This is a genomic window from Aquabacterium sp. (assembly GCF_041909175.1).
GTDB lineage: Bacteria > Pseudomonadota > Gammaproteobacteria > Burkholderiales > Burkholderiaceae_C > Aquabacterium.
This window is the reverse complement of record NZ_JAYRDZ010000004.1, coordinates 105,595-125,727: the sequence shown is the minus strand read 5'-3', so window position 1 is coordinate 125,727 and position 20,133 is coordinate 105,595. Positions and strand designations below refer to the sequence as shown.

At 61.9% G+C, this 20,133-nt stretch carries 13 protein-coding genes; 4 read left to right on the top strand and 9 right to left on the bottom strand.

Annotated elements, in window-relative coordinates:
* Positions 1–17: 17 nt before the first annotated feature.
* The 3 genes from ACE3PH_RS07530 to ACE3PH_RS07520 form a co-directional block, all read right to left on the bottom strand.
* Positions 18–752, bottom strand: a complete 735-nt coding sequence (locus ACE3PH_RS07530) for a response regulator transcription factor (RefSeq protein ID WP_374317489.1) — start codon at positions 750–752, stop codon at positions 18–20.
* Positions 753–870: 118 nt separating this feature from the next.
* Positions 871–1,716, bottom strand: a complete 846-nt coding sequence (locus ACE3PH_RS07525; RefSeq protein WP_374317487.1) for an urease accessory protein UreD — start codon at positions 1,714–1,716, stop codon at positions 871–873.
* Between the two features lie 82 nt (positions 1,717–1,798).
* A complete protein-coding gene (locus tag ACE3PH_RS07520; RefSeq protein ID WP_374317485.1) occupies positions 1,799–2,788 on the bottom strand; it encodes an AraC family transcriptional regulator ligand-binding domain-containing protein in 990 nt (329 codons plus the stop codon).
* A 133-nt stretch (positions 2,789–2,921) separates the two neighbouring features.
* On the opposite strand from ACE3PH_RS07520, the gene ACE3PH_RS07515 reads away from it, so the two are divergent.
* A complete protein-coding gene (locus ACE3PH_RS07515) occupies positions 2,922–3,782 on the top strand; it encodes a sterol desaturase family protein (RefSeq protein ID WP_374317483.1) in 861 nt (286 codons plus the stop codon).
* Here the strand turns inward: ACE3PH_RS07515 and ACE3PH_RS07510 are convergent.
* The 6 genes from ACE3PH_RS07510 to ACE3PH_RS07485 all read right to left on the bottom strand — a co-directional run bounded on the left by ACE3PH_RS07510 (position 3,770) and on the right by ACE3PH_RS07485 (position 10,720).
* Complete coding sequence (locus tag ACE3PH_RS07510) at positions 3,770–5,986, bottom strand: response regulator (protein ID WP_374317481.1); 2,217 nt, start codon at positions 5,984–5,986, stop codon at positions 3,770–3,772. The two genes, ACE3PH_RS07515 and ACE3PH_RS07510, sit on opposite strands and share 13 nt — an antisense overlap.
* An 8-nt stretch (positions 5,987–5,994) precedes the next feature.
* Positions 5,995–6,453, bottom strand: coding sequence for a hypothetical protein (locus tag ACE3PH_RS07505; protein WP_374317479.1), 459 nt, complete (start codon positions 6,451–6,453; stop codon positions 5,995–5,997).
* 251 nt (positions 6,454–6,704) lie between these two features.
* Positions 6,705–7,343: an NAD(P)H-dependent oxidoreductase gene (locus tag ACE3PH_RS07500; protein ID WP_374317476.1), complete on the bottom strand. Its 639-nt coding sequence runs from the start codon at positions 7,341–7,343 to the stop codon at positions 6,705–6,707.
* Between the two features lie 141 nt (positions 7,344–7,484).
* Positions 7,485–8,636 carry an L-threonine dehydrogenase gene (gene yiaY / locus ACE3PH_RS07495; protein ID WP_374317474.1) on the bottom strand — a complete coding sequence of 384 codons (1,152 nt, stop codon included), beginning with the start codon at positions 8,634–8,636 and terminating at the stop codon, positions 7,485–7,487.
* 178 nt (positions 8,637–8,814) lie between these two features.
* Positions 8,815–9,063 (bottom strand): hypothetical protein, encoded by a 249-nt coding sequence (locus ACE3PH_RS07490; RefSeq protein WP_374317472.1) that lies wholly within the window; start codon positions 9,061–9,063, stop codon positions 8,815–8,817.
* 196 nt (positions 9,064–9,259) lie between these two features.
* Entirely contained in the window at positions 9,260–10,720 is a 1,461-nt protein-coding gene (locus ACE3PH_RS07485; RefSeq protein WP_374317470.1) for a hypothetical protein, read from the bottom strand.
* 174 nt (positions 10,721–10,894) lie between these two features.
* On the opposite strand from ACE3PH_RS07485, the gene recC reads away from it, so the two are divergent.
* Genes recC through recD form a run of 3 tightly spaced genes read left to right on the top strand, consistent with a single transcriptional unit; the run spans position 10,895 to position 20,123 of the window.
* The gene (gene recC / locus ACE3PH_RS07480) at positions 10,895–14,404 is read left to right on the top strand and encodes an exodeoxyribonuclease V subunit gamma (RefSeq protein WP_374317468.1); all 3,510 of its coding nucleotides are present in this window, start codon (positions 10,895–10,897) and stop codon (positions 14,402–14,404) included.
* Positions 14,401–18,132: an exodeoxyribonuclease V subunit beta gene (recB, locus tag ACE3PH_RS07475; RefSeq protein WP_374317466.1), complete on the top strand. Its 3,732-nt coding sequence runs from the start codon at positions 14,401–14,403 to the stop codon at positions 18,130–18,132. The genes recC and recB overlap by 4 nt, the downstream gene beginning before the upstream one ends.
* On the top strand, positions 18,129–20,123 hold the full coding sequence (recD, locus tag ACE3PH_RS07470; RefSeq protein WP_374317464.1) for an exodeoxyribonuclease V subunit alpha: 1,995 nt from the start codon (positions 18,129–18,131) through the stop codon (positions 20,121–20,123). The genes recB and recD overlap by 4 nt, the downstream gene beginning before the upstream one ends.
* The last annotated feature ends 10 nt before the right edge of the window (positions 20,124–20,133 follow it).

Here is a 20,133-nt window from a genome sequence, read left to right as displayed (position 1 = left end):
GCTTTTTTCTTGGCGAATCATGCAGCCATGGCATGGAATACCGACAAGGAGGGCCCTTGTCGTTGCAGCATCTGACTGACAGCGATGACTGCCTGGGTGCGTGAGTTGACGCCCAGCGCGCGCAACACCGCGGCAACGTGGTCCTTGACGGTTTCTACGGACAGGCCCAGTTCGCGTGCAATCAGCTTGTTGGGTTGACCCTTGAGCAGCAGCTTGAGTACATCGGACTGGCGGGGGGTGAGCCCCAACTGCGCCAGCGAGGGCTGAGTCTGATAGCCACCCTGGATGGCCGAATGGCGCAGCTGCTGTGCGGGCTGGTAAGACGATGCATGGGTGCTGCTGACAAAGAAGCGGTCGCTGCCCATGGTCATGGCCGGGACGTAGACACCGCCGGAGAGGACCTGCCGCAGTGCATCGATCAAGGTGTCGTTGCTGGCCCGCTTGGGCACGAAGCCCATGGCGCCCATGTCGACCACGCGGATGACATCGCTGGTGCGATCGGAGGCAGAGATGACCACCACCGGCAGGGCGGGATAGGTGGTACGCAACTCGGCAAGCAACTCGAAGCCGTTGTCTTCGCCCAGTTGCAGATCCAGCAACACCAGATCGAGATGGTGACCGGGCACCACGGCCTGACGTACTTCACGGGCTGAACTGGCCGTCACCACCGACACGTTGTCGCCAAGGCTGGTGATGATGGACTGGAGCGCAGACAGGATCAACGGATGGTCGTCGACCAGCAAAACCTTCATGAAACCTCCTGATTTGATCAATACTTTGTTTTTGGTGACCAAATCATAGGTTCGGGGGCTTGGCTCCTTGCCTAATCCCAAGTTGAGTCCGCCCACCCATTCAGGGGGCGCCGTCGGTTTACATCCGCCAAATGCGCGGCGTGGCACCTGGTATCTGCCATGCCGTTTGACGCCAGCATGCCCAGATGCGGGTCAGGAGTTCCATGGCTGGCTCGACCCGATCTGCCAGCACCCGCAGCACGATCACTTCGTCATGCGCCTGGGTACAGCCAGCCAGCGCTTTCAGTTGGTGGCTATCGATGCAGGCGCGAGCCTCGTCCACGAGCAACTGAGCGCGGCTGCGCTCGATCGGGGTGCCCTGTGCAAACCACATGGTGGCCATGACGCGCTTGCCAGCCCATCCCAGAGGGCTGTCGAGCAACAGGGTGCCGTTGGCGTGCACGGTGCCTCGCTCCAGCCAGACACCTGGTAACTCGATCTGCTGGGTGAAGCTGCTGGTGGCGTTGTCGGGGTTGTCAAATGCCTCTCGTGCTGCCGGCAAGCCGAGTGCGAGTACGTCCCAGCCCATCATTTCAGCCTGAGGCGACAACTCAAAGCGCATGCGGTTCTCGGCGCGGCAGCCCCGGTAGGCAATGGTTTCCAGGGGCAGCCATTCCAACCGCGCCCCGTCTTCGAGGCGAGCGCAGAGACGCTGTTCGGCGAGCGGTCCAGCGCTGCGGTAAAAGCGTGTCGCGCCCGGCGTGGTGATCAGCGCGTGGCTGCCAGCGGTCAGGTGTGCGTCCATGTTGAGTACGTCACCACCGACGATGCCTCCGGGGGGGTGCACCAGCACGTGATGACAGATGCCCGGCCCCTCCGGGTAGAGCCGTTGAAGCACGCGCAGCGGGCCATGGTGGCGATCGTGGGCAATGGTGCGATCACCGTCTCGGCGGTATTCCAGGTTCAGATGGCCAAGCCAGCTCATGGGGTGAATGGGGGAGGGGGATGGAACAGCGAAATGCGCAGTGTAGCCATAGCAATAGCCGAGCCAGCGCTTGAGCTGTTCTTCAGCAGGGGGATTGGCGAAAATGCCGCGGGGAGGCGCCCGTCCAGCGCTTGAATGCGCGTGCGAAGTTGCTTTGCTCGCTGTAGCCCAGGAGCAGGGCGATCTCGCTCAGAGACAAATGAGGGTCCTGTAGATACTGCCGAGCCAGTTGTTCTCTGGTGCGATCCAGCAATGCCTGCCATGACAGGCCTCGGTCGCTCAGTCGGCGCTCCAGTGTGCGAACGGATTGCCCCATGGAGCGGGCCAGTCGTTCTGCGGTCAATTGACCATCGGGCAGCATGCGCAGCAGCAGTCGTTGCACGGCCTGGTCATAGGCATCCGGGTCGGGTAAGGCCTGCAGGAGTGCCTGGGCTTGTTGATTCAGGAGTTGTCGCAGGCCCGCATCCGGGCGGGGCAGTGGCCAGGCAAGGGCTGCTGTCGGAAAGCTCAGTCGGGTTGCCGTGTCTCCATAGTTGATGGGGCATGCAAAGAATCGGGCGACTTCGGCTGCTGCAATTCGTGGCCGAGCATGGATGAATCCCAAACCATTGAGCGGGATCGAGACCTTCAGTTGCTGACGCAGGAAGGTGATCAGTGCCGTCATGGACAGTTGCTCCGCAATGGCTCCTTGGTCGGATGGCGGCCAGCAGATGTCGATGGTGTCGGCGCGGGTTTCGATGTGTGCGAGGTCGAGGCCATAGAACAGGCGCTCGTAGCGCTGGTAGGCCATCAAGGCCTCACCCAGGTTGGATGAGGCCAGCACCAAATAGCCGAGTACACCGACATGACGGGCTTCGACTTTCTGACCTATCTGCAGCCCCAGGTTGGGTATGTCCGGGCGAAGCCGAGCTGCCTCTGCCAGCATCAAGCGCCACGTTGACATGGGCACGACGTCATCGGCGCGGATGGCGGCTAGCCGCGCGCGCAACTGTGGAGCCGCCGTACCACTTTCCTGGAGCCAGTCAGACAGCAGCCCGGTCCATGCGCCACTGACTTGCATGGTGTTTGTCATGTGAGGGCTTCCCCTGTAGAAATCAATTTATGGCGGAAATTGATCAAATCATGGCGGAAATAGACACGCGAGCAGAGAGGGGAGTTCCTATAGTCGGACCTCTGTAGAGACAACTCCGCAAGGGCTTCAATTCATGGACGACATCCTGCATGCACTCGGTTTCGTGGTTGTGGCTGGCAGTGTGTTCCTGCTGCTCATCGCCTGGGAAAGCTGGGTTCTGGTCAAGCAAAGAGGTCAGACAGATGCCTATGCCTGGCCGGATGTGTTGTCCAACATCTCGATGGGCTTTCTCTACAAGGCTGTCGATGCCGTGGTGGTGTCCTTGATCGTGACCGTGCTCTATGACCATGTCAGGGCGCTGGGCATGAACAGCGTGCCGGCCAACCCCGTGCTTGCCGTGTGTCTCATGGTGGTGGTGACCGACTTCACCTATTGGTTTGTGCACTACTTCATGCACAAGGTGCGTTGGGGCTGGGTGTCTCATGTCAGCCATCACAGTTCAGACCGATTCAACCTGTCTACAGCCCTGAGGCAGAACTTCCTGTTCGATCTGACGGGGGTGGCGTTTCTGTGGTGGCTCCCGCTGGCTTTGATTGGTTTTGACAAGTACTGGGCCGTGGTGGCGGTGGAAACGAGCCTGTTTTACCAATTCTTTATTCATACCCAGGTGGTGCGCAAGTTGCCTGCCTGGGTTGAGATGGTGTTCAACACGCCTTCACATCACCGCGTGCACCATGGCAGCAACCCTGCGCAGATCGACACGAATTTCGGTGGCATGTTCATCGTGTGGGACAAGCTGTTCGGAACATTTCAGCCCGAAGAAACAGCCGGGCCGTTGAAGTTTGGCCTGACAGAGCGACAACCCCATACCTACAACCCGCTGAGGCTGAACACGGACGAGTTCAGGTTGTTATGGCGGGATCTTTGGCACTACCGCGATCTGCGGATACTGTGGAAGGGACCGAACTGGGTTGAGCAACGTTACGGGCGTTGACCGTGCGTGCGGCTCTTGTTCGTCCATGAACGGATTTTGTCGATCAACTCTGCTGTGTGAAATGGCTTGCTGATGAAGTCATTCATGCCCGCTGCCAGGCAGTGAGCACGGTCTTCTTCGCGCGCATTGGCAGTCATCGCGATAATGGGCAGGTGTGCGTGCTGCGGGTAGGTGCGAATCACCCGCGTGGTTTCCAGCCCGTCCAGTTCGGGCATCTGCATGTCCATCAATACACAGTCGTAATCAGTCTCTTCGAGCATGTCGAGTGCGGCATGCCCGTTGCTGGCAACTGAAACACGTGCACCCACCTGCCGGAGCAAGCTGCAGGTGAGGAACTGATTGAGTTCGTTGTCTTCTGCCAGGAGGATGTGCCTGTCTTGAAGGGCATCGGTGGCGATCTGGTCGCCCAGCAGGGGCTCATCAGGCCATTCCTGAGGCATGGTGCCGTGGGGCAGAGCCAGGGTGCACCAGAAGCAACTGCCCAGACCAGGGGTGGAGCGCACACCTACCTGGCCGCCCATCATGGCTGCCAGTTGCTTGCATATGGCGAGACCCAGGCCCGTGCCGCCGAAGCGCCGGGTGGTCGAGTTGTCCGCTTGCTGGAAGGCATTGAACAGTGTGGCCTGAACCTCTTCGGGGATGCCCATGCCGGTGTCATCGACTTCGATGCGGAAGGTCATCAGCTTGCCGTCGTCCTGTTCGACCTGGGCTCTGACCACAATGCGGCCAGTCTCAGTGAATTTGATGGCGTTGCTGATGTAGTTGTTCAGGATTTGTTGCACCCGGAGCGGGTCGCCGAGCACCACACGCCGGACCGAGGACGGGCAATCGACCATCAGGTCGAGACCCTTGCCTTGCGCAGCGTCGATGAACTGGTCGTGTGCTGCTTGCAGGACATCGCTGAGTTCGAACTCCAGCTGTTCCAGCTCGAGCTTGCCCGCTTCGATCTTCGACATGTCGAGAATGTCATTGATCAAGCGTAGCAACTGGTCTCCCGCCTGATGAATGTGTGACAGGTAGTCCTTGAGCTCCGGGGTTTCGTCTCGGGCCATCATCTGAGCGAGCTGGGCGAAGCCGATCACGCCGTTGAGCGGTGTGCGGAGCTCGTGACTCATGTTGGCGAGGAACTCTGTTTTCGCCCGGTTGGCAGCCTCAGCCGCACGCATCGCCGTGGCGAGCTCCAGGGTGCGATCCTGAACGCGGCTTTCCAGTTCAGTCTCTCTGAGTCGAAGCTGTCGTTCGGCCGCCAGCAGTCGATCGTGTTCTTCCATGAGGAAGAACTGGCGGATGAAGGCCATGACCACAACCAGCGCGCTGCCAATGCCGATGCTGATACGGGTACCCGGCGGCATGGTGGTCATGGTGGCTGCAGCGATCATGGCGACGGCGGCCAGCAGCATCAAGACCAGGGGCAGCATGCGCAATATGGTCTCGCAGGCATGAGCCCATTTGGGGTCCCTTTGAGGGGCCAGTCTGTAATGGGCGGCAGCGAGGCCCAGCAGGATTACTGTTGGCGAGTAGGCCAGGTTGACCAACCCTCCTGATTCAATGCTGTTGGTGAGCGCCTGGTGATTCCAGAAGGCCCAGCAGATGGCCAGGATGCTGGCGACTGCTGGTAGCAGATAAGCCTGCCAAGTGGGTGCAGCGTGCGATTTGAGCCCAATATTGAGTGCCAAGCTGGCTGGCATCAGCCAGAGCATCGGGTAGAGCGCCAGGACACCGACCTGCACGATGCTGTATTGCCCCTGCTGAGGCAACAACAAGGCCATGGTGGCCGCCAGACATGCAACCAGCGATGCAATGGCATCCAGCCAGACCATGCGCCATTGACCGGGGTTCAGGTGGGCTCTGCCAAGTTGCCATAGACCGATGGTCAGGCACGGGCCGGCAGCCAGGAAAAAAAGATCGGAGGGAACCGGGAAGCCTTTGATGTCCAGCCAGACTTGCACATCCCAGACCAGCTGACCAGTCAGCAGCAATGCGAGGCTGCGTGCAAACCAGTTGTGCATACGGCGCGGGGGGCCGGCTTTGGCGCGGATCTTGCCGAGTTGTGCCAGCAGGTAGCCAGTGGCAAACGATGCCGTCCAGTGCAGATTGTCGAGGAGCACTACCCAGGCCCCATCGGCCAGTTGGGTTCCGGCCAAGCCGATAGCAGTCAGCCCAAGCAGGATCCAGACAGCAATCCGCATGGCTGTGGTGTGCATGGGCTTACTCAGTGGTGTGGCTTGCCGTCTTCCAGCAAGGTGCCGTGGTCATAGGTGAACCGCGTCTTGCTGTGCTTTTCCAGATTGGTCATGGAAAAGGAGATGGTTTGCCCTTCCTGTTCCGGGCTGATGGCCTCGGCATGGCAGGTGCCAAATTCGGGGGTGGCCGTTGCGGAGTCTGCCTTCACCGTGAGGAAGACGTAGAGCCCTGGGCAGGCATCGCCCCCTGTCAGTTGCCTGATCAGGAAGACGTCTGCTCCATCGAGTTTGTAGCCAGCGACGATGCCGCTGGCATCAGGAAGGATGATGCCAGGTGGTATGACCTGGCCCTTGAACAGCAGTTCAGCGTCGTCATTGGTCTTGAGTTCACCGAAACGAGTCTGAACGGTCGCACCTGCCGCCTGCGCGGTCATGGTGATGCTAATCAGGCCAATAGCCACCAGGCTGGCCGCTAGGAATCTGTTCATGTGGCCTATGTGAATGTGGTACCCGCTTGGGATTGTTAATCGGTCACTCGTTTCAAAACTGAAGTAGTGACCAGGATGTGAGACAAATTCCCATTGTTTCACCATGGATATGGTGACAGTGGTCTGGCGACCACGCAAGTCGGGTTCACATTCGGGAATGGGGCCGCCAGGTGGGGCCCCATTCCACCAGGGGTCAACGAGTTGGCAACATGACGTTGCCAACCCCAGAGAGGTGATGGTTGGGTTTCAGCTTATTTCATCTCGATGATGAACTCGTCGCTGGGGCGGCGCACCTTCTTCAGGTTAACCAGCCAGTCGCCTTCCGAGGCACGGTAGCCCAGTGGCAGCAAGATGACCGACCGCAGCCCGCGCTCGCGCAGCTTCAGGATGGCGTCCACCTTGGCGGGGTCAAAGCCTTCCATCGGAGTGGAGTCGACTTCTTCTTCTGCTGCTGCGATCAGGGCTGATCCGAGCCCGATGTAGGCCTGGCGGGCAGCATGCTGGAAGTTGGTTTCAGCGTCGCGGTTCGGGTAGTTGGCGAGCAGCATCTGACGATAGGCTTCCCAACCTTCGTTCTTGAACCCGCGCTCTTCATTGACCAGATCAAACATCGCGTTGATGCGCTCGGGTGTGTAGTTGTCCCAGGCGGCGAAGACCAGCAGGTGCGAGCAGTCGGTGATTTGCTCCTGGTTCCACGCCACAGGTTTGATCTGGGCGCGCAATTCGGGATTGGTCACCACGATGACCTGATACGGCTGCAGGCCGCTGGATGTGGCACTGAGTCGGATGGCTTCCAGGATGCGATCCACCTTGTCTTGTGGAACAGCCTTGCTGGGATCCATCTTCTTGGTTGCATAGCGCCACTTCAGCTTGTTGAGCACGTCAGACATGTTTTTTTCCAGTTTCTAGCAGTAAAAGGGTTGGCACCGGCGACACATGGCAGCATGCCGTGCGCGGGTATCGCCGCTATCTTGGCAATACCCGCGAACTTGGCACATCCGTGGGGCTTTTGCAGAGAACGCGCGACTGTGTTACATCGCGGCAGCGAAAATCCCTTCGATCTCCGCTTGGGTCGCGCGACGTGGGTTCGTGACCCCGCAGGCGTCCTTCATGGCATTGGCTGCCAGGGTCGGAATGTCTTCGCGTTTGGCGCCAAGCAGGGTGAGGTTGGCCGGGATGCCCACATCGGCGCTCAGCGTGCGGATCGCTCCGATGGCAGCTTGGGCACCAGCTTCGGCAGACAAGCCAGCTACCGATGCCCCGAGGGCTTCGCCGACATCCTTGAGTCGCGCGGCAACCAGTTGGGCGTTGTACTCCTGCACATGGGGCAGCAGCACGGCATTGCAGACGCCATGAGGCAGATCGTAAAAACCGCCCAACTGGTGAGCCATGGCGTGAACGTAGCCCAATGAGGCATTGTTGAACGCCATGCCCGCAAGGAATTGAGCGTAGGCCATCTGCTCTCGTGCCACCATGTTCTTGCCATCAGCCACCGCATCACGCAGGTGGGCTGCAATCAGGCGAATCGCTTGCAGGGCGCAGGCATCGGTGATCGGGGTGGCAGCGGTGGACACATAAGCTTCAACAGCATGGGTGAGGGCGTCCATGCCGGTTGCAGCGGTCAGCCCCTTGGGCATGCCCACCATCAGTTCCGGGTCATTGACCGAGAGGATGGGCGTGGTGTGGCGGTCGACAATGGCCATCTTCACGTGACGCGATTCATCGGTGATGATGCAAAAACGGGTAATCTCGCTGGCGGTGCCGGCGGTGGTGTTGATGGCGATCAGGGGGAGTTGAGGCTTGGCAGAGCGGTCCACGCCTTCGTAGTCGCTGATTTTGCCGCCGTTGGCTGCGACGAGGGCAATGCCTTTGGCGCAATCGTGAGGCGAGCCGCCGCCCAGCGACACCACGAAGTCGCACTCGCCTGACTTCAAAGCTTGCAGACCGGCTTCCACATTGGCCGTGCTGGGGTTGGGTTTGACCCCATCAAAGATGGTGCCATCCATACCTGCCTCACGCAGCAGGCCGACCACGCGGCTCGCGATGCCCAGCTCATTGAGGGGCTTGTCGGTAACGATCAGGGCTTTGCGGAAGCCCTTTTGCTGGATGACCTTGACGGCTTCACTCAAACAGCCGGCCCCCATCAGATTTTCGTTGGGGATAAAGAAAGTGGTGATGGACATGCTTCTCGCTCCTTTTGGAAGGGTGCCCTGATCCCATCGTGGATTGCACGAATTGGAAAATCGGACACATTCGGAGCGATTCTTGCCTCCACAGGGTGGGGGCGACTTGCGCTATCGCAAAGGGCTTGAAGCGCAGGTCACCACGCAATTCAGCCGTTTGTGTACGGCATGAATCAATTTATTCGGCGACGGTCATGCCGGCAAAGGCAACGCGGGCGTGGGCGGCCTCGATGTCTGCCACCGCTGTTCGGATGACCTTGATGTTGGCGCTCGGCGACGCCTCGATTTCAACGTACAGCGGGGTGTCGTCGTGGTGGATGGCCATGATGGCGTTTTGCAGTGCCGGTTCAGTGGTGGGACGACCGTTGAAACTGAAAGCGCCGTCACGCTCGATCTTCAGTGTGGCGTGCTCTTTGCGATCTGGCATGTAGCACGCAGTCACAGCGAGGCCCATGAGGCCAGCAACGGCCAGTTTGACAAGACGGCAGGAGGTTGCGCGCATGATGTGTCCTCGCATGAAAGCGAGGCATCTTACACCTCGGACTACTGAGGGTGCAGGGCTTCTTCTTTACGAAAAATTCGTCCCCGGCAGCGCCCATGAACGGAGGACGGTACTCTTGCGTTCATGTATGTGTGGCGGTCAGCTTTTTGAGTCGCCACATCGACCGCTGATCCTGCCCGACGTGGTAGTGCGCGACGTCCGGCAGGTGGTGCACCTTGTCTTTGACATCCACGCTGAGGATCTCCACCATTCTGGGCAGAATCTCCTTGCGGGCGAGAAGTTCTTGCCGCACGGCCGCCGTGTCATGGTCGGGCAGCAGGCTGAGCAAGGCTCGATGGGTTTCCTGAATGACGTTGATGTAGCGCTGCACCCCGTTGGGATAGCAGGGGTCTTCCAGGAGCGGCACGAACGCGTGGCATTCTGCTATGTGCACCACGTCTTCCACCATGCCGTGGTCGGTGTAGTTCAAGGCTTCCAGCACCGCGTTGTTGGCAGCGATGTCATTGTTGAGGTAGTGGAGCTTGTCGATCGGCTTGCGCTCGCCCATGCCGTCATACATCTTCGAGCTGCCCATGTAGTTCATCAGCATGGTCATGGGTTGCAGGCCTGCCTTGGCATACAACTCACCGAGCGACCAGCCTGTGCCGCAGAGGTCGACCACCAGACTCTGGTCCGTGACCAGTTGGCGGACGTAAGCCAGATAGGCATCGGAGGCCTTCACGCGGGCGTGGCGGCTGGTGTAGAAGTAGGTCGCAGGCACGCTGGCGGGTTGTTTGCCAAACAGCGCCTGATGGATGCGAAACAGGTAGTAGCAGTCACGGCTGCAAAACAGGATGCGGTCGGCGTGCTGTGTCTGAGCGAGGTTCTCGATCGCCGCTGCGGCCATGAGCAGGATCGGGATGTTGATGCCGATCTGCAGTTCCATTTCCTTGAATGTCGTCATTCCCCGGGATGAATCCAGCATCTTCAGGCGCAACTCTCGAATCAGGCGCCCCATGTGCTTGAAACCGTTGTCGATCAGGAATTTTTCGTAGCTGGAGGGGCTGTGCAGTTGGGTATGTCGGCCATAAATGCCGCTGCTCAGTGGGGAGTGGACATCAGAGTGGGCATTGTCCCCCGTGTGGATGTCGAGTTCGACTTTGCCATTGAAGTGTTGCCAGATCTGCCCGGAATGTTTGCCTCCAGATGTCACGATCAAGGTGACTTCCTTGTCCAGCCCGCATTTGTCGAGCATGTGACGGATCACCTCGGGTGGCAGGTACATGTCCGAGATGAGCAGGTCGCCATTGCGCACCAGTCGCATGTTGTCGGTAATGGGGATGGCGTTGTCGATTTCTTCCGCTATCTCCAGATGTTTGAGGTGCGCAGTTTGATCGGCTGTCAGGTCGCTTTGTTGCTGTAGCGCGGCGTAGATGTCATCGAGGGTGTAGTTGCCAGAGGCCACGCTGGCTTCGGCACGGCGTCGGGCCAGGGCGAAGTTCGTGATGCCGGTTTTGTACTCGATCTGCGCAAAGATGTTGCCGGGCTCGATGCAACGCCGGGCAATCAAGGTGTCAAACACATCGAACGAATTCACGCGCATGGTCCAGGGCTCTGGGAAATGAGTGCAACTGAGGTTATAGCTGCTGGCAATCGTTCGCGCAGCCGATAAAGCGCCAGGATGGCCGGCCAATTTCAGAAACCGCCGCGACCTGGGGGCGTGGTTTCACCGTGACGCGAGGCTGGGAATGCCTGCAATCTCCGCGACACTATGGGGATGTCATCTTCGCCAACGTTCACTGATCCGATTCTTCCTGGTCTGATTGCCTTGCATGGCAACCGATCAGAGGTGCTGGCCGAGGCCGTGCTGGCCTGGCTGGAGCGTCAGCCTCTGGCGCCGCTGGAAGAAGAGGTCATTCTGGTGCAAAGCAATGGCATGGCCGAGTGGCTGAAGATGACGCTGGCTCAGCAGGGTGGGGTGTGTGCGGCCGCTCGGGTCGAGTTGCCCGCGCGTTTCTTGTGGCGCACCTACCGGCAGGTGCTGGGGCGGGACCAGGTGCCGGCGTATTCACCGCTGGACAAGCAGCCATTGACCTGGCGCCTCATGCGCCTGCTGCCAGCCTTGCTGATGGAACCGGGCTTCGAGCCGGTTGCCGGTTTCCTGCAGCCCGGCGAGCCTGATCGGCTGTTTCAGCTGGCGTCTCGTCTGGCTGATCTGTACGACCAGTATCAGGTTTATCGTGCAGACTGGCTGGATGCCTGGGCAGACGGCCGGGACGAGTTGCCTCATGTCCATGGCCCGGCCCGTGCAGTCCCCGCTGATCAGATGTGGCAGCCGCGCCTGTGGCGGGCCATCCTGTCCGAGTTGAGTGAGCGTGAGCGTGCTTGGACGCGCCCGCGTTTGCATCGGCAGGTGCTGGACACGCTGCAAGGTGGTGGCCCGCTGGCCAGCCCTGTGGCACGGCGGGTGGTGTTGTTCGGGATGACCGCCGTGCCCTTGCCGACTTTGCAGACGCTGGCAGCGTTGGCCCATCACAGCCAGGTGATGCTGGCCATTCCCAACCCGTGTCGATTCCACTGGGCAGACATCATCGATGGGCGTGAGCTGTTGCGCATGGCGCGCAGGCGTCACCCTCTGCGTGGGGGGCGGGATCTGTCGGCGCTGCCGCTTGAGGAAATGCATGCCCACGCCCACCCCTTGCTGGCAGCGTGGGGGCGGCAAGGGCGTGATTTCGTGCGTCAGCTCGATGAGTTTGATGACACCCAAAGCGCGCTTGAACGGTTGCCATTGCCTCGCGTAGACCTGTTTGATGAGGAGGAGCCGGCAGACGCCCCCTTGTTGAGGCAGGTGCAAAACCGCATTCGCGACCTGGTACCTCTGGCTGAGCACCCGGCCATGGCCGCTCAGGCTGCGGACCGCTCCATCGTGTTCCATGTGGCGCATGGGGCGCTGCGGGAGGTGGAGATCCTGCATGACCAGTTGCTGCAACTGTTTGCCAGACCGCCCGACCAGGGGCGGGCCATCCAGCCGCGTGATGTGGTGGTCATGGTGCCCGACATCGACCAGTTCGCACCGGCGATCCGTGCCGTTTTCGGGCAGTACAGCCGGCACGATACCCGCTACATTCCGTTCGACATTGCCGACCTCAGTGCCCGTGCCAGCAGCCCGCTGGTGACGGCCATGGAATGGTTGTTGCGCATTTCGCAGCAACGCTGCCGCATGAGCGAACTGCGTGATCTGCTGGATGTGCCCGCCATTGCCGCGCGCTTCGGGTTGGATGCCGACGCCATGCCGCGTCTGACTCGCTGGATGGCTGGTGCCGGTATCCGCTGGGGTTTGAGTGCGGCTCAGCGTGATGAGTTGGGCCTGGGTGCCTGTGGCGAGCAGAACACCAGCTGGTTCGGTCTGCAGCGCATGTTGCTGGGCTATGCCAGTGGCACGGCAATGCCTTTTGCGGGTATTGAGCCTTATGCAGAGGTTGGCGGGTTGGATGCCGAGCTGGCCGGCGGGCTGTCAGGTTTGCTGGGAGCCTTGATGGCCTGGTGGGCCGATGCTTCAAAGCCTGCGGCTCCCATCGTGTGGGCAGAACGGGGGCGGGCCCTGCTGGCGGCCGTTTTCAAGCCTTTGGACGACGCGGACCGCATGACCTTGGCCGCCCTTGATCAGGCCTTGAACGTCTGGCTGGATGCCTGTGAGCAGGCCGGGTTTGGCGATACGGCGGTGCCGCTGTCGGTGGCCCGTGAAGCCTGGCTGGGCGCGCTGGAGGAGCCCACCCTCAACAAGCGCTTCCGGGCGGGTGGGGTGACCTTCTGCACCCTGATGCCAATGCGGGCGATTCCCTTTGAAGTGGTGTGCTTGCTGGGGATGAACGATGGGGACTACCCACGCCGTTCACCTCGCAGTGATTTCGACCTGATGGGCTTGCCAGGTCAGGTGCGTCCGGGAGATCGCTCGCGTCGGGATGACGACCGGCAGTTGATGCTGGAAGCCTTGCTCTCTGCGCGGCAGGTGCTGTATGTCAGCTGGACTGGCCGCAGTGTGCGAGACAACACCGAGAAGCCACCCTCCGTGTTGGTGTCGCAGTTGCGTGATTACCTGGCAGCAGGGTGGCAGGGGCCGGTATTGGCCCAGCGCACCACTGAACACCCGCTTCAGCCTTTCAGCCGCCGTTATTTCGAACCCAACTCGCCCTTGGTGACCTACGCCAGAGAGTGGCGTGCCGCGCATGTGCACGCAGAGGTGAGTCTGTCTGAGCGCGCAGGCATTCCCGCTTTGCCGCGATTTGAGCCCGATCCGCATGTGCCGTTGACGGTCGTCGATCTCGCTCGTTTCCTGCGCCATCCGGTTCGTGCATTCTTCAAACAGCGCCTGGGCGTGGTGTTTGAGAGCGATGTGGATGAGGCCCTTGATGACGAGGCTTTTGGCCTTGCTGGGCTTGAAGAGTATGGCTTGATTCGTGAGGTCAGTGACGCTGTGCTCAGTCAGTTGCCAGAGGGGCTGCCTGCAGCCCAGGCCGAGCTCAGCCGCCGGGTGTCTGGCTGCCTTGAAAGCTTGCAGCGCTCCGGGCGCCTGCCGCTCGGCGGGGTGGGGGAGCGCACGCTCCAGGCCTTGCGTGACACGGTTCAGCCCATGCTGCAAACGTGGCTGGCCATGCAGTGCGAACATGCCGAGCCGGCGCCGCGGAGACGCTTGCACCTGACCCATGGCACGGTGGTGCTGGAGGACTGGCTGGATCACCTGCGGGTGGCAGTCGGGGCTGATGGAACGCCGGTGTGGTTGGACCTGGACACGGGCAAAGTGGCAGTCAAACGTGCCCGTGTGGGGTGGGTTGCCCGCCCGGACAAATTGGTGGTGGCCTGGGTGCGCAGCCTCGCTGCAGCCGCCTGTGGGGAACAGGTGGCTGGCCTGCTGGTTGGCCGCGATGCGACCTTGCACGTGGCGCCCATGGACCCGGTGGATGCCAGACAGACCTTGGTGGGGCTGATCGACGCGTGGCAAGAGGGTTTGAGCCGACCTTTGCCCGTGGCCTTGCGGACGGCCTTGGCTGCCCTGGATGCGGCAGGCAAGCCATGGCAAGTCTATGAGGGGACGGCCAACGCCTCGGCGGAACGCGAGGACCCGTGTCTGTACCGGCTCTACCCGGATTACGAAGCGCTGTGTGCTGACGGCGAGTTTGATGGATGGGCTGAAACCCTGTATGGCCCCTTGTGTACGTGGATCGATGGGCATGTCCAGTGCACCATGCACCCCGGTGCAGGGTCAGCAGAAGAAGGCGGTGCAGCATGAACGGCACAAGCTCCTGCAAGCTCGATGCGCTGACGTTCCCGCTGTGGGGGAGCCGTCTGATCGAAGCCAGTGCCGGCACAGGCAAGACATGGACGATTGCCGCACTGTATTTGCGGCTGGTCCTGGGCCATGGGGGCGAGCACGGCTTTGAGCGCCCGCTGCGCCCTGCAGATATTCTGGTGATGACCTTTACCCGGGCTGCCACGCGCGAGTTGTCTGACCGGATCCGCGCACGTTTGATTGAAGCTGCGCAGTGTTTCCGTGGCGAGGCTCAGCCGGCCAGTCACGATGCCCTGTTGCGCGAGCTGATGGCCGACTATGCAGAGGGTGCCGAGCGGCAAGCTGCTGCGTGGCGTCTGGCCATGGCAGCCGAGGGCATGGACGATGCCTCGGTACACACCATCGATGCCTGGTGTCAACGCATGTTGCGCGAGCACGCCTTTGACAGCGGCAACCTCTTTGACGAAGAGCTGGTGGCCGACGAGCGCACCTTGCTGACCGAGGCCACACAGGATTACTGGCGCCAGCATGGCTACCCCTTGTCCGGGGTCGAGCTGGACACGGTGTTGGGCCTGTGGCCCAGCGTCGATCACCTGCAGGCCGATGTTCGTCAACTGATCAACCAGACTGTGCCGAAAGAGGCCGGTCAAGGCTCGCTGGGTCAGTGCCTGGCGCGTGAGATGACGGCCAGGGCCGAGCGCTTGCAGGCTTTGGCGGCGGGCTGGGATGAGCGCGCTCAGGCCATGCAAATCTGGCTGGACGGCCAGACAGCACCCAAAACCTGCGACTGGGACCGCAAGAAGCTCAGCGCCCGCTACTACACAGACTGGCTGGCCCGATTGGCAGCATGGGCCAGAAGCCCGGAAACCGGACTGGTGCTGACGGACTCGGCACGCAAGCGTCTGACGCCGGAAGGCCTGCTGGAGGCCCACAAGACGGGCATCTTGCCTGCCGATACCCCCGCGCATTTCGCTGCCTTTGAACAGCTGTTGGCTGAGCTGGATGCCTTGCCTGACCCACGTGTGGCCATGCGGCTGCATGCCGTGGCAAGGGTGAGCGAGCGCATGGCGCGCCTGAAAAAGCAAGCGGGTACCTTTGGTTTTGCCGACATGCTGACCCGGCTGGACAATGCCTTGGCAGGTCCGAATGGCCTGCGTTTGCGTGAGCGCATCGTTGCGCAGTATCCGGTGGCCTTGATCGACGAGTTCCAGGATACGTCGCCATTGCAGTACCGCATCTTTGACCAGCTCTACCGCACGGCGGCCAACGAGCGCGGTTCTGCCTTGTTGCTCATTGGTGACCCCAAGCAGTCCATCTATGGCTTCCGCGGCGCGGACATCTACAGCTATCTGCAGGCGCGGCGTGCAACCGAGGGCCGCCACTATGTGCTCGATACCAATTATCGCTCGACCCATGCCCTGGTGAGCGCGGTGAATCACTGGTTCGAACAAGGCGAGCGCAAGTTGCCCGAAGGGGCGTTTCTCTTCCGTGACGGTGACGCGAACCCCTTGCCCTTTGTGCCAGTGCAGGCCAATGGTCGGCCAGAACAACTGCAACTGGCGGGCAGGGTGGTACCGGCCATGCAGATCGTGGCCGACCTGCAATTGAGCCATGGCGATCAGCATCGTGCCCGGTTTGCCGAGTGCTGTGCAGAGCAGATCGTGTCGTGGCTGAACAACCCGGACATGGGCTTTGACCGGGATGGGGAGCCCTTCAAGCGGCTGCGTCCGGCCGATATCGCGGTGCTGGTGCGCACGGGCAAGGAAGCCGATGCCGTGCGTCGCGAGTTGCGTCGCCGCGGTGTGGCCTCGGTCTACCTGTCTGACAAAGACTCGGTTTTTGACAGTGATGAGGCCCGCGACCTGCTGCATTGGCTGCGCGCGGTGGCTGCCCCGCTGGATGTACGCCTGGTGCGGGCGGGCCTGGCTACGCGCACCGTGGGGCTGAGTCTGGACGAGCTTGCCTGGCTGGCCTCGGATGATGAAGCCTTTGACGAGCGCAGTGCCCAGTTGCGAGCGCTGCACGGCGTCTGGATGAGTCAGGGTGTGTTGACCATGTTGCGGCAGACCCTGCACCAGCTCGATCTGCCGGCGCGCTGGTTGCAGGAGCCTGACGGCGAGCGACGCCTGACCAACTTCCTGCATTTGGCCGAGCTGTTGCAGACGGCCAGTGCCCAGCTCGACGGTGAGCAGGCGCTCATTCGCTGGCTGACTCTGCAGATGGAAGACCGACGCAACAGCAGTGATGAGCAGATCGTGCGGCTGGAAAGCGACGCGGATCTGGTCAAGGTGGTGACGGTGCACAAGAGCAAGGGGCTGGAGTACGCGGTGGTATGCCTGCCGTTCGCATGCAGCTTCCGCAAGGTGGAGCGCAGCAAGACGCCTTTTGTGAACACCTTGAATGAGGATGGCGAGCGCGAGCTGCGCCTGCAGTATGACGATGCGGCATTGGCCCAGGCCGACCGTGAGCGTCTGCGTGAAGACCTGCGTTTGCTGTACGTGGCATTGACCCGTGCCCGCCATACGATGTGGATGGGTGTGGCTGCGCTCAAGGTCGGCAACAGCGAGGAGTGCCGCACGCATGAAAGCGCGGTGGGCTATCTGTTGATGGGCCATCAGGGCACCGGGCCGGACGGTTTGATGGCGCATTTGCAGGCCTTGGCAGAGGGCTGTCATGACATGACACTGCTGACCCGTCCGGAGACGGTGGCCCGCAGTCGTCTGGCAGCAGGGTGTGACGATGAGGTCCTGCAGGACAGCCCGCCTTATGCCGGCCAGTTCGATCGCCGCTGGGGCATCGGGAGCTTTTCCTCCCTGGTTCGGGCCATGGCGGGTGGCAACAGCCTGTTGCCGACCTTGCAGGCGCGCCCCGCTGATGACGAAATCAGTGCCGAGGCGGGGGCAGCGATCTCGCCCATGCCTGCAGCTGACAGCCTGAATACGTCACCAGTGGTATCGGCGGCGGGGCAGATGAGTCTGTTGCTGGAGCCGCAGCCCAGTCCTGCATGGCACCGCTTCACGCGTGGTGCCCTGGCTGGCAACTTCTTGCACGACCAGCTGGAGTGGCTGGCAATGGAGCACTTCGCGCTCGATGAGGGGACAGCCAACGCCGACCGCTTGCACAGGCGATGTGAGCGCGCGGGGCGGGCCGAGCAGGCGGACGACGTGGTGCAGTGGCTGAGCCGTGTCACGCGGACTCCGCTGGGCGGGGTAGGGGCCAGCTTGCGCGAGCTCCACCACGTGCTGCCCGAGCTGGAGTTCTGGTTGCCTGCTGGCCGTTTGCAGGCTGCCGAAGTCGATGCCTTGTGTCGTACCCATTTGCTGCCCGGTGTGGAGCGGCCGAGCCTGCCCGAGCGGGAGTTGCACGGCATGCTGATGGGCTTTGCCGACCTGGTGTTCGAGCACGGCGGCCGCTACTGGGTGCTGGACTACAAGTCGAACCACCTGGGCAACGATGGCGAGGCCTATCACGCCCGCGCGTTGACCGAGGCCATGGCCGAGCACCGCTACGACGTCCAGGCCGCGTTGTACATGCTCGCCCTGCACCGGCTGTTGCGCCATCGATTGGGTGCCGCGTATGCGCCCCGAACGCACCTTGGCGGCGCGGTGTACCTGTTTCTGCGGGGCATAGACGGGCCTGAGCAAGGCAGTCACGTCCTGCCGCCGTGTCTGGAGCTGCTGACCGCACTGGATGCCATGCTGGCGAGCCCCGAGGAGCCAGCAATATGAGGCCACACGAGATGATGCACACGCTCGATCAATGGGCGGAAGCCGGCTGGTTGCGTCGGCTGGATGTGGCGCTGGCCCGGTTCGTCATGGAGTTGGACGACCAAGTCACGCCAACGGTTTGTCTGACGGTCGCCGTGCTGGCCCAGATGGAGGGGCGTGGCCACACCTGCCTGCCGCTGGCCGAACTGGTATCTGCCCCGGAAGACCTGCTGGCGTGGCCTCAAGCCGGGCAGGAGGCATGGCGTGCCTGCTGGCCTGGTTTGCCTCGCCGGGTGGCTGACTGGTTGGCGCCATTGAAGGCATCGCGGGTGGTGCGGGCCGTGGAACGCGGGGATGCCGACGAAGGGCAGCCGTTGGTGCTGGCCGGCTCGGATACCGCGCCGCGTCTGTATCTGCGCCGCTACTGGCTGCACGAGTGCGCGGTGGCCCGTCAGATCGATCTGCGCAGCCAGTCGGCTGGAGAGGTGGACGAGGGCGCCGTGCGCAACTGGCTGGACAAGCTGTTTCCCGAAGTGGCCGACGCCGGCGCTCAACCCCATGCCCGGGTGGATTGGCAGAAGCTGGCTTGTGCCGTGGCGTTGCGTGGGCGTTTGTCGGTCATCACCGGGGGGCCTGGCACGGGCAAAACCTACACGGCGGCCCGCTTGCTGGCCTTGCTGTATGCCGTCGACCCGGCTCGTGAGCAACTGCGTGTGGCGCTGGCTGCGCCAACCGGCAAGGCCGCCGCCCGCCTGAAACAGTCCATTGACGCGTCGCTGGAAGATCTGGGGCAGCGTCTGGGTGAGCAGTTGGACCTCAGTGGCTTCACGCAGCGCATGGGTGCTGCGCGCACCTTGCATGCCTTGCTGGGCGCGCGCCCCGACACCCGTGCGTTGCGCTTTCATGCCGCGAACCCATTGGATGTCGATGTGCTCATCGTGGACGAGGCGTCCATGATCCACCTGGAAATGATGGCCGCCTTGCTGGATGCCTTGCCGCCCACCGCCCGGCTGATCTTGCTGGGGGACAAGGATCAGCTCGCCTCCGTAGAGGCCGGTGCCGTACTGGGTGACTTGTGTCGCGATGCCGAGGCTGGGTGCTACAGCACGGAGACGGCCCGCTATGCCCTGAGTGTGGCAGGCCAGGTGCTGCCACCCGACTACCTGGTCTCTGAGGGGGATGCGTCCATGCTGGCCCAGCAGACTGTGATGTTGCGTGAAAGCCGGCGCTTTGGCGGCCCCATTGGGCAGTTGGCGCTGGCGGTGAACCGGGGTGACACCTTGCGGGCCCTGCAGTGTCTTCGCGAGGACCGCAGTGGGGCCTTGCGTGCCTTGACCAGTGCCACCCCTGCTGATGTGCTGCTCCTGGCTGTCCGCGGGCGCGAGGGGGCTGCGGCCAGTTATGCGGCCTACGCGGGCACGCTGACCAATCGTCCACCGCCTGGCGATGCGGATGCGCATGAAAGCTGGGTGGCGGCCGTGTTGAAGGCCTTTGACCGTTTTCGCCTGTTGTGTGCCGTGCGTGATGGTGATTGGGGCACAACTGGCCTCAATCTGCGGGTGGAAAAGGCACTGAGCGAAGCAGGGCTCTTGCAGCCCAAGGGCGAGTGGTACGTCGGTCGGCCCATCATGATCACCCGCAACGATGCCAACCTCGGCGTGTTCAATGGCGATATCGGTGTGGTGTTGCCTTCACCTGTCGCCGGTGCCGGTTTGCGTGCCTATTTCATGGATGGGCCGGTGGTGCGGTCGGTGGGCGTCAGTCGCCTGGCCCATGTGGAAACGGCGTTTGCAATGACCGTACACAAGAGCCAGGGGTCCGAGTTTGAGCACACCGTGCTGGTGTTGCCACCGCACGGGGCCAGTGTGCTCAACCGCGAGTTGGTCTACACCGGTATCACGCGGGCCAGGCAGGCCTTCACGCTGGTGGCGCCGCAATCCGGCTTGCTGGAGGCCGCCGTGCAGCAGCCCACGCGGCGCGCCAGTGGTCTGTTGAGCCTGCTGGCGTCGTGATCGTCAGGCA